The organism is Microvirga roseola (assembly GCF_020866965.1).
Taxonomy (GTDB): Bacteria; Pseudomonadota; Alphaproteobacteria; order Rhizobiales; family Beijerinckiaceae; genus Microvirga; species Microvirga roseola.
The window spans coordinates 1-13,819 of the sequence record NZ_JAJATX010000080.1; the positions used below are offsets into that span (position 1 = coordinate 1).

Here is a 13,819-nt window from a genome sequence, read left to right on the forward strand (position 1 = left end):
AATCCAATTGCCGCCTGATCAAACGGCATTGTTCAGGGCCGACTACTTGGCCTTACAGTTGTAGAAGGTTGCCTCCGAGATCCCGTGCTTGCGGCAGATCTCCACTGTCTTAATCCCGACCTCATGCTCCTTGAGTATGCCGATGATCTGCTCTTCCGTGAAACGTGAGCGCTTCATTGTCCGTCTCCAGGTCGGACGGACTCTAGCCTCATCTGGAGGAGTTCGCGGGGCTCACGTCTTTTTCTAGCACAGTCTCTACTTTTAGCCACACAATACCGCTTGTATCAGACAGTACAGTTGTGGCATTTGGCGCCATGATATGAGCTGTCAACGAAGCTCCCAGCAGGCTAGCCCAGTCGAATCGCACTAGAATGTCGTCACGATCTGAATTGTGAGGAGTTCCTCGAAGTACGAGTGGAGAGCCCCAAGGCCAGTTCACCTGGCCACTCGGAGCGGCGAGGCGAACCCCAAGCAATGCAAGGGTTTGGTCTTTCGCTTTTATCGTCAGAGATTTAGGAATGGGGCACTTGGTCAAGTCGAGCTTAACCCATCGCTGATTGTTGATGGAGATGTTTTTTCGCTGCGGAGTAGTACACGGGCCACTTTGTCCCGAAAGAGCAAAGGACACCTTGTTTGCTGTAGTAGGAGCTGATAGCCGGAGGTAGATGGAACTAGGTACAGGTTCTTCGAAGCTGATGGACGCAGCCTGGAAGTCGGAAAAATCTATCCCATGTACGCGAGGCGAAAGTGATCGACTTGGAATTTCGCTCGAGGTGTTGAGGACCCGTGGCACGGGAGCCGCGATATGATCGGGCTTCCACTCAGACAAGATACGATCGATGTGGGGACTACCTTCGATCATAGGATAAGGAATGGCTCGGAAGCGCCATGCTCCCTCGAGAAAAGCGGCCATCATTGTAACATCAGGATCCGTCCATATGATAGAAGCTGATGCTGGCAGACTGTTTAGATCCGTGCGAACTGCCACCGGATCATATATGTAGTTTCGTCCATTCAGATTGTCGAAAAAAGCTAGTTGCGTTGCATGTGCATTGATCACTAAGTGCGCAGCTACAAGGCTGAGAGCCGTTGCCCTAAGCGCCAGCGAAGATTCTAGAAGCACTCTTATGCATAGGCCTGCTAGGCCAGCCAGAATTATCGTAATTGGAACGAGAAGGCGATTCGACAACTCACCGGGATAGCCCTCTAGATTAAAGGCAGTTGCTGCGAAGAAGGCCCCAGTTGAAAGAGTAAGCGCAACTAGAACTTCGAGCTTGCGCTGCTTAATAACTATGTAAAGACCAGCCATTCCCGAGAGCCAAATTAGAGGTACGTTCCAAAACGCCTCACAAAAGTAAGCTACTGCTGATGCGAAATTTTCTCCAATATCAGATAATGTGACTGTCCCCATTCCGGTCGTTAGAGGGAGGCGGCCGCCGAGTACCTTGTCGAGTATACGCGCAGCTACAACAGCGCTGACCAGTGCGAATACCTGAGTCCAAGGAATGGATATACGACGGGCCCGAATAGTCGAAGTCAGCACCGCATACCCAATGGCAATACAGATATAGACAAGGGCGATCGAGTGAGTGAGTGCAGCTGTAAGCGCAAGCAATATTACCAGGAGGATGCGGGGCTTGGGGCGGCTGATCTCTGCCCAAATCAGGAGGGACAATGCAAGAGTAAAAACACTTTGTACCAGAAACTGCAAACCTTGGCCCGGCAGGAGGGCAAACGTTAACAGCATCAATCCGATGCCTGCAGCAAACTTGCCAACCACAATTGCGAGAAAGCTTGCAATTCCTGCTGTTAGGGCAATGGCAACCAGTATTTCCGATGCTGCGAAGGCTAGCTCGTGCGAAAAGCCAGCCCTGAGAAATAGTCCATTTATGAAGGCCAAAGGTGACGATGAGATACCGGTGGTTCGCATCGTGGTTCGCGCTCTAAGATAATCTAGGCTCGGGTCTTTAGAATCCTGCAGTTGGCGAATTGAGATGATGTCGCGGATTGCAGGAGTGTCGACCTTTGGCTCAAGGACGCCGCCGCCTGTTCCAATCCACAGGTAGACCAGAGCATCGTCACCAAGTCGTGGTGCCCCCATAGGCACTGTGGGCAGTAACACCCAAACGACTTTGACAAATAAGAAAATCGCGCAGGCGAGTGGATAAAGTCCTGCTTTCAACATTTTCATTCGATTGCTGTTAACTTGAGCTTTTCGTTCGAAGATTTCTGTCGGTTGGCTCTGCCCTGGATCGCTCCTAGGTCGGATCTGCATTGTGTTTACAGGCTAGGAGCACCACACAAAAGTGCGGGGACAATTCTGTGTATAGATTTTGGGAAAGCAGTTGATAGCAAGTGCGTTCTCGAATCCAGAGGTCACGTCGGTATCGTACTCTGCTCGTCTCATTGAGAAGCCAATCCGGCCCCCTGGCAAAGGAGACCGGAGCAGGCAACCCGCTGCAAACTTCACTTGTTACTCTGCAGCGTTGGCAACGCTCAGATAGCGGTCGCGTTCAGCCAACCACAAGTCGGCGAAGTCCACATTTTGCCAATCTTCAAACCACGGCCCGCCATTGGTGTAATGGATAGCCGCAGGAACTTGGTCGGGCTTTGGATATTCGCCCTCTAAGAAATTCCACTCAAGGTCAAGAGCGCCGATCATGTCGTCGTCCGGAATCCAAGAAAACCGATGCAGGAAGGCCGGCGTCTCGGCATTGACCACGCTCGGCGTTAGAGCCTTTACGCTTTCGTGACTCCCATTGAAAACGATAAAGGAGGACCAGTTCTTACGTGGATAAGTGCTCTGTTGCTTGCCGTCCATCTTGATAGTCTGGGAGGGGCTATAGTCGTGCTGGACCACATAAACGGCCTTGGAAGGGTCGAGGTTGTCGAGCAACTGGTATATGTCCTTTGTGAAGAGGAAGTCGCAATCGACAAACACCGACCATCCGTCATGTGCTGCCAAGTATGGTGTTAGGAAGCGGGTCAGTGAAAACTCGGTCGTTGCATTCGCATCGATGGGGCGGGTGTAAAGGCCGAGTTCCCGGAGCGAGCCTTGCTTCAACGGGTAAATCTCAACGTCACGGCTTTTGTGACGTTCGACCGAGTGCTTGCAAACCTGCCAAGCGATGTCTTCGCGCGTATCATACCCAACATAAATCTTTGCAATCTGCGACATACCTGAGCTCCTCATGCTCATCTTGAGACGCCTATGCTGCGTTGTCCTCTGGACGCTTGCACCAAAGTCTCGTAGCGACGTTGTGAAACTCCTAATGGAGAGGCTTTCGCGAAGCAAGACCGCTTCGATCGCCGCAGCCTCAGTATTGCTACGTAGTTGCCGTTGCGAAGTGTGTCCTAACCGTCCTGGGTTTCAGAACCGGAGTCCGCTGGCTTCAAGGCCAACGGAGGCAACGCTGAGACTTTGGACCATCGAGCCAAGTGCTGCAGGCCAAACCCGATCCACCGAATGCCGGGACTGAACATCTAGCTCGCGAGGTCTTTAGTTAGAGATGCGCTCTTCATCACAGAGTACCTCAACCACTTTGTCCATCTCCCGGATGTATTTCTGGGTCTCTGACTCGGGAGATAAATAATTGGAGGGCGCAGTATGGCAACAATCTTCGCCGTAGTGCTTTAGAAACAGCCTCATTACATGGGCTACGCCGGATTCTGTTACGCTCCTACAGTCGGGGCCATAGTATTTGCCTCGTGCGTAAGGGCTTGTGATGATCTCAAAGGATGGGAAGTAATCGCAAAGCTCATGGCTGTTGCAGATTTGCTCAGCTGCCACTCGTAGTGCTGACTTTGAGTAGGTTGTTGAGACGAATACGTGTCTGTCAATCGCAGTTGCATTCAGTGGCACAGGTGAAACAGTGAAGAGGAACCGGACTCCAGGATTGATATTTCTGATGAAGCTAATACACCAATCCAAGTCGGTAACGATCTCCTCAAGGTTGCAGTTTCTTAAACGATAGATACTCGGATCAAATTCCCCGCCTGCGACGCCAGGTGCAAGCGGGAATACGGCGCCGTCCCTAGAATCCTCCCAGCACTCCGTAAGGCCGAGTGTAAAAACGAACACCGACATTTGGCTAACAGCATTGCGTACGGCTTCGAAGTGAACTTCGCGATCCAGTAGGAGGTCCCGAGTCGAGATAAATCCACTCTCTTGGATTTGAGGGCGGAAGGGGTCGATTGTCACTCCAGAGGGAAGATGCCAACTGCTCTCAATGGGATGGAAAAGCCCGAATGCACGCTCAAGGAGTTGTCTCAACTGCCGGGCTGTGTAGATGTTCCCGTACCGTGCTGAGAAGGTGCCATAGTTGCTCTTTTCGGCTACCTCAGCATGAACAATTGGGTGGGATTTCTCGGTCACGAGAAAGTTAAACCCGCTTGTGGAAAGATAGCGCGCAACATGTTGTGCAAAGCAGCTGCCAGCGGTGACGACTGGATCTGACTTCTGGATTTTGAAGGACGCATGCGTAACAGGGTCAAAAGCCTCCGGGTGCGATATTCCAGGTTCTTTTTTCCAAATCTGGTAGTCCGGCGCTCCGACATAAGGATGTGCCTTAGACATCATAAATCTCCATGATTTGGTTTAGCACAAGCTTGCCATACTCTCTGTTGCCGTGGGTTGGATCCTTTGTCCAAAGCTCGCGGCGAAGGTATCCTTGGGAGTCGGTCGCCGTCTCGGGGGGTGGGAGGAAGTTTACTCCGAGTCTCTCACAGTGAAATCGTGTGATTCTTGTGTGGACATAATGCAATTTTTGCCTAATTGGCGCTGGAGTGATCCCGAGCTGAAGCCTCCCTTGAAATACGGTAGGGAGTACTGTTGTATCGTCGATTGATGAGAATGCCGGAGGAGTGCAGATTTGCGTTATTGGACAAGAGTAGAACTCCCGCAAGCGAGATAGGTTAGTGAGCGCGCCGCGCATTGCTCGTTCTAACGTCTTCTCAATTAGCTGATAGGGAACAAACTGCCGCCGCTGATCGTAGTCGTTGTGTATATCCGTAACGAAGTCGAATAGTTTCGGTGCTTCCAATAAGCCAAACACGTTGTGCTCGGAGCCGCCAAAAGTGCAAAAAATCTGCTGCGGTTGAAAGAAATCAGTGATTTCGGGCCTAAGCACCTTGTTCTTGCGTTCAACAGGATCGAAAAAAACTGCGATGTTGACCACATCAATCGCCTCGCATCCGGTCTCTGTAACAGCAGTATGAAGGGCAGTTGTATGACTGTTGCCAACTACCAGAATTGGGCGGGTTGACCGTGGAAGAGAGTGTGTGTGTGCTGTCATTGAACTCGTACCATCGCCGTATCCGTACTAGGAGAAGGCCGTTCCGCGGCTAGGTGGTTTCCCTCATCGACCAAGCAGATAGTTGTGCAATGCCTCTCGAGAAGCTTGTGTTGGGCGTCCACTTTAGAAGGGCTCTTGCTAACGTAATGTCCGCGACTGCGTGGCGAATATCGCCAGCCCGGTATTCGCCGCTGATCGCTAGTCGCTCAGTAGGTAGGCCCAAACTCCTGAGAATGAGGATTGCGGCGTCGTGAATGGAGGTGCGTTCTCCGGTGCCGATATTGATTGTACGCCCGAGCGCACCCGGTTCGTGGCAAGCCGCTACGAACGCAGCGACCACATCGTCCACAAAGACAAAGTCACGATGGATATTTCCATCCTCAAAGATGTTCAGCGTCCGACCAGCGAGCGCCTGCTGACAAAAGATTGAGAGAACGCCTGTGTAGGGGTTGCGGAGGGACTGACCAGGTCCGTAGACATTTTGAAGCCGGAGAATGACGGCTTGCCAAGGTGCTGCAACCTGCTGCAGGAGATACTCCTGCATGAGTTTCGAGGAACCGTAGACTGATCCTGGTGCGGGTGGCACATGCTCGGGCGTAGGGATGGGGGTCAAAAGGTTGCCCTCCTTGTCATAGAGATCAAAGACGCCCCTTGCCATTTCAGACGGTTGGCGCGGAAGAGGAACAGTCGTCCTCCCTGCATTGTCGAGATACGCACCCTCTCCATAGACTGCGCGTGTCGCGGCTAAGACAACCCGGGAGGGAGCATCCTTCAGTTGCTTGAGGGCTTCGATTAGACGCGCCGTCCCGCCAACATTGACGTCTACATAGCGCACAGGCTCGTCCGCCGATTGGCCTGTTCCCGTCTCGGCTGCAAGATGAACCACGATCGTGGGGCGGCACTCACCGAGAGCGCCAGCGAGGGCAGCCGCGTCACGGATATCGCCTACAATCATTCGCCCCGGGAGATCGATGACGGGCGATGGCCCATGCACCTGCTGGAGCAGATTGTCGAAAATGGTGATGTCGGCATTCAGCGCTGCAAGGGCTTGAACCAGGCGGGATCCGATGAAGCCTGCGCCGCCCGTGATAAAAACGCGCTCGCCTTTCATGCTTTGGGGGGGCATCAGTCTCATTCTCCTCAAAAAAATTCAGTGCGAGTGCGACGTGCGTAGTCGCGGGCAGCAGACAGCACATCAATGACCTGTTTTTCAAGCGCAGTATGGGTGTACCTTGTGGTAAGCTTTTGCCGTGCCCGGTCAACTAGCCCTTGACGCAGATCCAAGCTACAGAGCAGTGCATTCAGGGCCCGGTACCAACTCTCTAGGTCGGAGGCTAGAACCCCGGCTCGCTCATTGCAGGCTCGATGATAGACGGGAAGATCGGAGGCCACCACGGCGATTCCAGCATAACTGTACTCGACCCACTTAGTATCAGCCTTGCATCTATTGAAGGCGTTATCTTCCAGTGGTGCCAAGCCGACCCACCAGCCCAGCTCGCACAGCTTCGACACGAACCTCGCATAATCTGAAACGGGTGCGTGATGACTGACCCTTTTACCGAACCGCGTGAGTCCACCAGGAAGCTGGATCGTCCCGAAGACCTCAAATCTTAGGTCTGGAACTTCCTCCAGAAGGCGCTCAAGGACAGGCAGGATCAGCGCTAGGTCCCGTGAATGCCCCCCGGTTCCCATGTACCCGACAACCGGTGCCGTGGCAGGCAGGGGCTGCGGAATGAATGTCGGATCGACGGTGCAGTAAACATCACCCGCAATGATAGGTGTGGAGATGCCGTAGGCTCTGAATGCCTCAGCCAAGGGCTGCGTCGACGTATAGATGAGGTCGCTCGCCTCCATGTTGTTCCGGAGAGCCTGGAGACGCTCGGGAGCATTGTAATGCCGGAATTTGTCGAGGCCGAGGCTTTCTGGAACCCCGAGGAGGTCGTCGTCGATGTGGAATATCACGGGAATGGAAAGAGAGCGGGCGCAGGCAATTAATGGCGTTGCGTCCGCACTCGTATAACGAGATAGGATGAGAGATGATGGGCTGAACTTCTGCAGCTTTTGCTTCAGAATTTCCATCGAGGTATCGTGGCTGACAAGATTGACGTCCGCCGTTCCAAGGTTCACCTGCCGCGCAAGCGGTTGTGTGAAACTGATATGTTGGGTTGCTCCCGGCTTGTCGACGAGGACCATGATTCGGTGTGCGAATGCTCCACTTGATTGGGTAACGCGAACTGCTGTCTGCATGTTGATCTCTCCGGCAGGCGTTACAAACCAAGTGCGGTGACTGGGCGCGCGACCCTGGCCAGCGATCCATCGACCGCATGCGACTGACCGGGGACGCTGGCGATGGTGCCTGAGACTGTATCACTGCCGTTGGCCAAAAGGCGCGCGAAGCGCCGATAGACCTCCTTTGGGTCGGTGGGCATCGGAATCCGTTCGAGAAAGCGCCGTTGGCGGTCGAGCAGCATGTCACGTCGAGCCGCAACATCACGTGCAAATGCGAGCCAATCATCCAGCCCGCTAATGTCTGTCAACCCTTCGTAATTGCTGAAATCCATGACGCCTCCGTCATCATGCCATACAGCAACTGGGATACGCGCGAGTACCATGTCGAGGACGACTGTTGACGGAGCTGAAATGCCGAACGCATAGCTCTTGAGGTTGACCCGATACATCGGCAGGTTGTTGATGGTAACCTGATCCGGCAGTTGGACGTTGTTCTTCAACACATACTGCCCCCCGGGGTGGGGGCGAAGTGTAATTACCTGTCCATGTTCGGCCAGCCTGCCGCAGAACTGAAAGAACACATCCATGAAGGAAGCGCCGAAATTCCCGCCTGTGCGAAGTCGGACGGAGTGCAGATTCTCGCAGACGAGACCGCCAGCCACGGGGGGGTGGTCCGGGCCTCGGGTGGGAACTTGGAGAATTGTGGAGGGACCTGACACATAGAGTTTGGGCCGTTCTGAAACAGCGAGCGCAGTAAGTGCACGCGGCTCGCACCAACCACAGATGATGTCTGCCGCGAAGGTAACATTGCGGCCATGGGCTTTGTTGTGTTCGCGGTTCTGCAGGAAGCCGACACATTCATAGCCGTGTTGAAGTGTAATCTTCAAGAAAGAGGACGGGGCAATCCGAAATGCGTTGTGGGTATCAGAATGGCCGGGGAGATCAGACTCGCTGGCTGCAATCAGAATGCCGCTCTTGCCCTGAAGAATTCGATAGGCCTCTGCGGGGGTATCAAAGATGAACATATCCCCATGAACATCGGCGCACATCTGCGCCAGTTCACGCTGCCAGGTTTGCTGGCGGTCCCTCTGCATAAACCTACTTGTTACAAGAAAGCCGATGCCGGCATCCAACTCTCGTGCTGCAAGGTACACCAAGGGGCGTATGATGTTGATGTCCTGCAACAAATTCACGATAAAGAGGATGTATTTCTGTCTCATCATGCGGCATCCATCTGCGCTCGGAACGCTGTGTCGATGCAGACTGGCCGGCGGTGCGTGTGTGGCCAATAGGGTGATCTCGACTCCGAAACGTACACTCTGATAGGGCCAAAGAGGCTTCGAAGGCCGGCTAATGTAGCCTCCATACGAGAGGCATAGGTGGACAGGGCAACCGACATGGATCGAGCGTTCTCATCGAGGAACAGGTCCTCTGTTTCCCAGCCCGGATTCTCCAGCACCAACTGATAGAGGTTTCTCTTTCCGCCGGTAGGGCAGGGCGCAGTCCTTTGCCTTACAGGCTCCGGAAGCAGGCGGAGTGCAGCGTCGGACAAAACGGCAGACGTACCACCTGTGCTTGGGTCGAAATCGATGCGAACGTCGAAATCGAGCTCAAGGGATGTAAGCGGGCTTGCTACGGATAAGAGGTCAATGCGCTGGGCGAGCTTGTGAACGATGCTCAGGGCCCCAACGCCGTGAACAACGGCCTGGACGGATGTACTTGGAGCGCTCTCTGCTTGGAGCGGGTGCATGTTCCCAAGGAAAGAGATAAGCTTAGACGCCTCAACATCCGGATTTCCTAGAGCTTCAAGACTTTCAAGCAGCTTTGGAATAGTTTCGCGGCGAAGTGCTGGTGCACCACGCTCGACATCACTGATCAATGTGCCCAAGTCGCGGTAGATGAATGAGTCGAGTTCAGCATAGAGCGGGTATCCCGTTGAGAGAGCTTGTGCTCCGCTCGCTAACGTCGTGATGGCCCGGTTCAGGGACTTGACGGTACTGAAAGGCTGGGCGTTCACCGGCAGAAAGCATAATAGGCTGTTCGCGATCAACTGCCCCTCGAGTTCCTCCGTCCATTCCTCCAGGGCGCAAGCGACTGGAAGTCGCGCGAGCATCTCAAGCCGCTCCGCGGTCATTGAGCGCTTGTTGGTAAGAACTGACAACCGGGGCTCAAACCCCCACCGCCGAGACTGCATAAGGATCTCGCTAAAGGCAAAGAGATCGGACAATCCGACGGGAAAATGCGGATTGTCGCCCATGCCGAACCAGCCGACGTCGAGTTGGCGAGTCGAGAGGGCGCGCTCAACGTTCTTTTCGATGCTTGCCGCAACGTGGTCTGGGTCGAGGCCATCGCATGGATCGTTGATGATGTGAAACGGTAGGTCCGGTAAGAGAACGGTCAGGCCCGCTCGCATCCGCTCCGTCGAGCAAATCGCAAAGGAGAGGCTTGGCGCAATGTTCCGCAACCACTCCCGGAGGTGGACGAACCGGCTGTCGCGAGTCTGGCTGTAGTAATCGTCGAAGAAATCAACGCCCACATGCAGTCCTGCTCGAGCGAGCGCATCCGCTAAAATTAGGGATCGTGCATCGTGGCACTTGCAAAAGATGTATGTGTTAAAGCTGTGCTCCGAACGAGCGTCGACGGTGTCTATCGGAACAAGTTCAAATCGGTGCCCTGCAGCCTCCAGTCTCGGCTTGAGACGCTGATAGCGGATTCGTACACCTGCCGTCGCGAAATGATCCTCGCTGGGTACAATGATGGCAATCTTCATCAGCGTAGTTCCCGCAGGAGCGTAACGGATGAAAGTAGGTGTTCCCATCGACCTGGGTTGATGAAGTTACGGCCAATCGGATCTAGTTCCTCCCGGAACCTTGGACCGGTGAGGGATGTCGCACGAACAGCAGAGGTGCACAGGTGCTTGTAGCCAGCCGCTAACGCCTTCAGGGCAAACTGGAGATCCTCACGATGTTCAGAGAATGTTTGTGCCTCTTTGCCCCACATTTCAAGCAGGACATCCGTTCTGATCAGAGCGAGTTCGAGAGAGTTGCCGACGACAGGGTAGGTGGCATTGGCAAATGTCTCAGGCCAATTCGGCTCGTTGAATATGAGGTTTGGCGCGGACTGGAACGACACATGCGACGGAAAGAAGCCGCCTGATTGGAAGCGGACGACGCTGCTCTTTCTGACGGCCGCTTCGTGAAGAATGACGCAGCTTGCCGATGCGATGCCCTCACCATTGGCCATTGTGGCAAGGGTCTCCAAGGTGCGCGAGTCGTGAAGAACAATCGTGTCATCGACGACAAGAGTAAATCGGCCGCTTAAATCAGCGACACAGCGGTTGAGGTCCTTGCGTCGACTGCCGCAGGAAAGAACAATCTTGTAGCGCCCTTTGAACAACCGCTCGAGCTCGGAGCGGCATGCGTCAGCTCCATCCGCCCAATCGGGATGGAGCAGGGCAACGATGTCAACAGTGCCTAAGAGGGTTTGCCTGGCAAGGGACTGGAGTAGGCGCCGGGTTCCCACCTCTGTCGTACAGTTTACGACTGCCGTGATGCTGGCTTGAGCACGCTCTGTTTCAGTAAGCGCTCGACCAAGCGCGGGCCCGGGAGCATCAGGCGCGAGAGGCATCAACATCGTAGCGTCATCTGGCGGGGTAGAACTGCTGTAACAAACAGCCAAATGGATTTCGGTCGTGCTCTTCCCCGTGACATCTAATCCATCAGATGTAGTTGCTTTGGAGGAGGTCAGGACTGGGTACCCGATGGCGAAGCCACTTGGTTGCAGGGCGAGCAAGTCCTCGCCCATCGTCGGAAGCACGACAGACCAACGAGGTCTGCAGGTGACATGATCGGCGACAACGAATGGTCCTGCGACTGAGGCAGAGCCTAGAGGAGGGCACAAGCGGCGGGAGACGAGTGCTGAGATCGTGGGAAGTGCGTCCTGCGGCAGAACGAGCGTGAGACCATTATCGACTTCTTGCGTGACATGCTCATGAAGGGAAGCTCTAATGCCTTCACCAGCATGCAGGCGTTGACGCAGATAGGCCACGCCACCGTGGTCAGCCTTGGATTCATGTTTGCTCGGATAAACGCGAAGGTGGAACACGCGTGCCAACCACTCGAGAACTGACGGAGAGAAAATCCGTTCCGCACCTGTCGCGGCCTCTAGTCTCACGGCGATACGTCGGATCGAACGCGGCAATTCGCTGCCGGGCGAGATGTAATCCCGCACCAGGGCGTCTGAGATGAGTCTCAGATCTTCCACGGGATTGCTATGAACGCTCAGGGCTGAGAGTTCAGCTTGATGCATGCCGCCCCGGCAGAACGACGGAAACGGCAGAATACCCAGATCGATGGCTGTACCATCAGGCGTGGTCAGTACAAGCAAAACCGGGAGGAGGGGATTGGCCAAGCTGAAATCAACCAGTGCCGGTCCTGACTCAGGAAGGAGTGCCTCACCCACGAGCTGGATGGTTTCTGGCACCGCCGCATCAGCTTGAAATCCGCGGACCACATACCGTTCTGAATTGGAAGGCTCTGCGTCGTCCTGACCGAAGCGAATTCGTAAGGTTAATCCGTTGGCAAACCATGCGTCAGCGATACAAGCGGCCCCCGCTGAAAATTGCAAGCCAAGGCCTTTGTAACGTGTCGGCTCAAGACTTGCGCCAAGTGCTGATTCGACAGAGATCACCTGACCCTTTGGTCCCCTAGCCAAGCGAATGTGGTCGGCAGGATCTATGTCCATCAAACGGCAGAACGCAGCAAGAGGCCCAAGCACGTCATGTCGTGCCTTGTCGCGGTGGAGGTGCGACAGGACCATTCCACCATAAAGAAGGCTATCGTGGTCTTCGATAAGTGTTAGATCAGTATAACGGACCCAGTCTACGGGTTCGTCGGTCTCGATGCCGGGTGACACAATAATCGGCGCGTTCGGCATGACGACGGGACGGGGTCCCTGTGGCTGGGAGATCTCAAGAAGTGCCAGCGGTCGTTGCCCCTCATGTTGACCAAACTTGAGGTAGTGCACCAGGGGGTTAATCCCGGATCTGGCAAGCTCCGGGTTTTGGCTGAGATAGTAATCTGGATCGAAATAGACGCTGGGTTTTCGCTTTTTCGCAGTGCCGTGTCGGATATAATGAACGGCTGGGTCTATGTTGGCCTTTGCAACATCTGGATATTGGCTCAGGTACCATTTTGGGTCAAACAATGGACTTGCAGAAACCAGGGACAAAGCTTCGGCTTCGTCAACGGCGGGCTTTGCTTTGTTCTTTGGGGAGGTCGGCTGTTCTTTTTTAACCTGCGCTGAAGGACGTGGCTGCGCTGAAGGACGTGGCGTGGCATCAGGGCGCAGACGAAACAAGGAGTTTGTTATCCGGGCGACTGCAGTCCCGACCTTCTTGATCCCGCGAATCGGGCGTGCAACTTTCCAGGAGGTCGAGGTGTAAATGCTATGGATGAGGATATCGCGAGCCTTTAACTTCTGGCGAGACTCGGCTTTTAGGCGACTGATCTCCGTGTTTAGCCTCTTGATCTCGGCTCTGAGGACGGCCTGATTTTGCTCGTGCGGGAAGTTCATCTTAGCATCGTCACCTTGTGTCGGGTGTGGTGTTTAATAGGAGGGCGAATTCCAGTCAAACCGCCTTGGCTCTAGCGAAATGCCCCGGAAGGTATTGCCCTTCTCGTCTCGCTTGGCGTCGTTAACTCTGCATTCTTCACGGCGTTGGCACAGGGATTGATTATGACTGCTCGGATTGAAGGTCCCATCTCGCCAATCGCTGTTTTGCAAGCTTGATAGAATTATATTCTGCTGCGCTGTGAACGCTGCTGTAGTCGGTGAGTCGGTCATGCCGGCTTGGTGCCCGCTCTGCATTCGGGCAGTCGCCGATATAGTAGTCTCCTAATGCATAGAGTTGCGCTAATAAGTTGTCTTTGCGGCAAATGCATCAACGTATCATTTACTTCAGTCGGTTTGATGGTGTATTCTAAATTGGTTTGGTTACTAATTAACGTTTTTGCGCCTTGCTTTGTTAGGGCTAAGTCAGAATTTAGGCGCATCGATCAAATAATATTGCGTCTTTGCCGAGGTAGTCTTTTATGTCCCATTTAGTTTCCTCTTGAGCGACCGCAGGGCTTTTGCCAAAAATGGCGGCAACACCTTTTCAATCAGATATATGCGGGCTGCGAAAAGTCGCTCCTTAATGCGAAACCGCGTCACGAGAACAGCCGAAATAGGCTGTGCGATTAGTACTCCGACGGCTTTGATTTTTGGGAAGACTCTGATCTGGTTTGTGCCTGGGA

The 13,819-nt window shown here is 54.1% G+C and carries 10 protein-coding genes and 1 pseudogene; all 11 read right to left on the reverse strand.

Annotated features, from left to right (window positions below):
- Window positions 1–45: 45 nt before the first annotated feature.
- Window positions 46–177: pseudogene (locus tag LG661_RS22585) on the reverse strand (transposase); the annotation flags it as partial.
- Between the two features lie 31 nt (window positions 178–208).
- On the reverse strand, window positions 209–2,191 hold the full coding sequence (locus LG661_RS22590) for a hypothetical protein (protein WP_230534251.1): 1,983 nt from the start codon (window positions 2,189–2,191) through the stop codon (window positions 209–211).
- 282 nt (window positions 2,192–2,473) lie between these two features.
- Window positions 2,474–3,178, reverse strand: coding sequence for a glycosyltransferase (locus LG661_RS22595; protein ID WP_230534252.1), 705 nt, complete (start codon window positions 3,176–3,178; stop codon window positions 2,474–2,476).
- Between the two features lie 321 nt (window positions 3,179–3,499).
- The gene (locus LG661_RS22600) at window positions 3,500–4,576 is read right to left on the reverse strand and encodes a GSCFA domain-containing protein (RefSeq protein ID WP_230534253.1); all 1,077 of its coding nucleotides are present in this window, start codon (window positions 4,574–4,576) and stop codon (window positions 3,500–3,502) included.
- Complete coding sequence (locus tag LG661_RS22605; protein WP_230534254.1) at window positions 4,569–5,177, reverse strand: hypothetical protein; 609 nt, start codon at window positions 5,175–5,177, stop codon at window positions 4,569–4,571. Before LG661_RS22605 ends, LG661_RS22600 begins: the two co-directional genes overlap by 8 nt.
- Window positions 5,178–5,343: 166 nt before the next feature.
- Window positions 5,344–6,420, reverse strand: a complete 1,077-nt coding sequence (locus LG661_RS22610; RefSeq protein ID WP_230534255.1) for an NAD-dependent epimerase/dehydratase family protein — start codon at window positions 6,418–6,420, stop codon at window positions 5,344–5,346.
- A 14-nt stretch (window positions 6,421–6,434) separates the two neighbouring features.
- Window positions 6,435–7,541 (reverse strand): glycosyltransferase family protein, encoded by a 1,107-nt coding sequence (locus LG661_RS22615; protein ID WP_230534256.1) that lies wholly within the window; start codon window positions 7,539–7,541, stop codon window positions 6,435–6,437.
- Window positions 7,542–7,561: 20 nt separating this feature from the next.
- Complete coding sequence (locus LG661_RS22620) at window positions 7,562–8,743, reverse strand: hypothetical protein (RefSeq protein ID WP_230534257.1); 1,182 nt, start codon at window positions 8,741–8,743, stop codon at window positions 7,562–7,564.
- Window positions 8,743–10,293 carry a hypothetical protein gene (locus LG661_RS22625; protein WP_230534258.1) on the reverse strand — a complete coding sequence of 517 codons (1,551 nt, stop codon included), beginning with the start codon at window positions 10,291–10,293 and terminating at the stop codon, window positions 8,743–8,745. Before LG661_RS22625 ends, LG661_RS22620 begins: the two co-directional genes overlap by 1 nt.
- The gene (locus LG661_RS22630) at window positions 10,293–13,097 is read right to left on the reverse strand and encodes a hypothetical protein (protein WP_230534259.1); all 2,805 of its coding nucleotides are present in this window, start codon (window positions 13,095–13,097) and stop codon (window positions 10,293–10,295) included. The genes LG661_RS22625 and LG661_RS22630 overlap by 1 nt, the downstream gene beginning before the upstream one ends.
- Window positions 13,098–13,613: 516 nt before the next feature.
- Window positions 13,614–13,819 (reverse strand): hypothetical protein (locus tag LG661_RS22635; RefSeq protein WP_230534260.1); only part of this gene is annotated, 206 nt, incomplete at its 5' end.

Bases quoted from the DNA above. Each gene is read 5' to 3' on its own strand.
- LG661_RS22590 (WP_230534251.1), bottom strand. From the start codon at position 2,191: ATGAAAATGTTGAAAGCAGGACTTTATCCACTCGCCTGCGCGATTTTC.
- LG661_RS22595 (WP_230534252.1), bottom strand. From the start codon at position 3,178: ATGTCGCAGATTGCAAAGATTTATGTTGGGTATGATACGCGCGAAGAC.
- LG661_RS22600 (WP_230534253.1), bottom strand. From the start codon at position 4,576: ATGTCTAAGGCACATCCTTATGTCGGAGCGCCGGACTACCAGATTTGG.
- LG661_RS22610 (WP_230534255.1), bottom strand. From the start codon at position 6,420: ATGCCCCCCCAAAGCATGAAAGGCGAGCGCGTTTTTATCACGGGCGGC.
- LG661_RS22615 (WP_230534256.1), bottom strand. From the start codon at position 7,541: ATGCAGACAGCAGTTCGCGTTACCCAATCAAGTGGAGCATTCGCACAC.
- LG661_RS22620 (WP_230534257.1), bottom strand. From the start codon at position 8,743: ATGAGACAGAAATACATCCTCTTTATCGTGAATTTGTTGCAGGACATC.
- LG661_RS22625 (WP_230534258.1), bottom strand. From the start codon at position 10,293: ATGAAGATTGCCATCATTGTACCCAGCGAGGATCATTTCGCGACGGCA.
- LG661_RS22630 (WP_230534259.1), bottom strand. From the start codon at position 13,097: ATGAACTTCCCGCACGAGCAAAATCAGGCCGTCCTCAGAGCCGAGATC.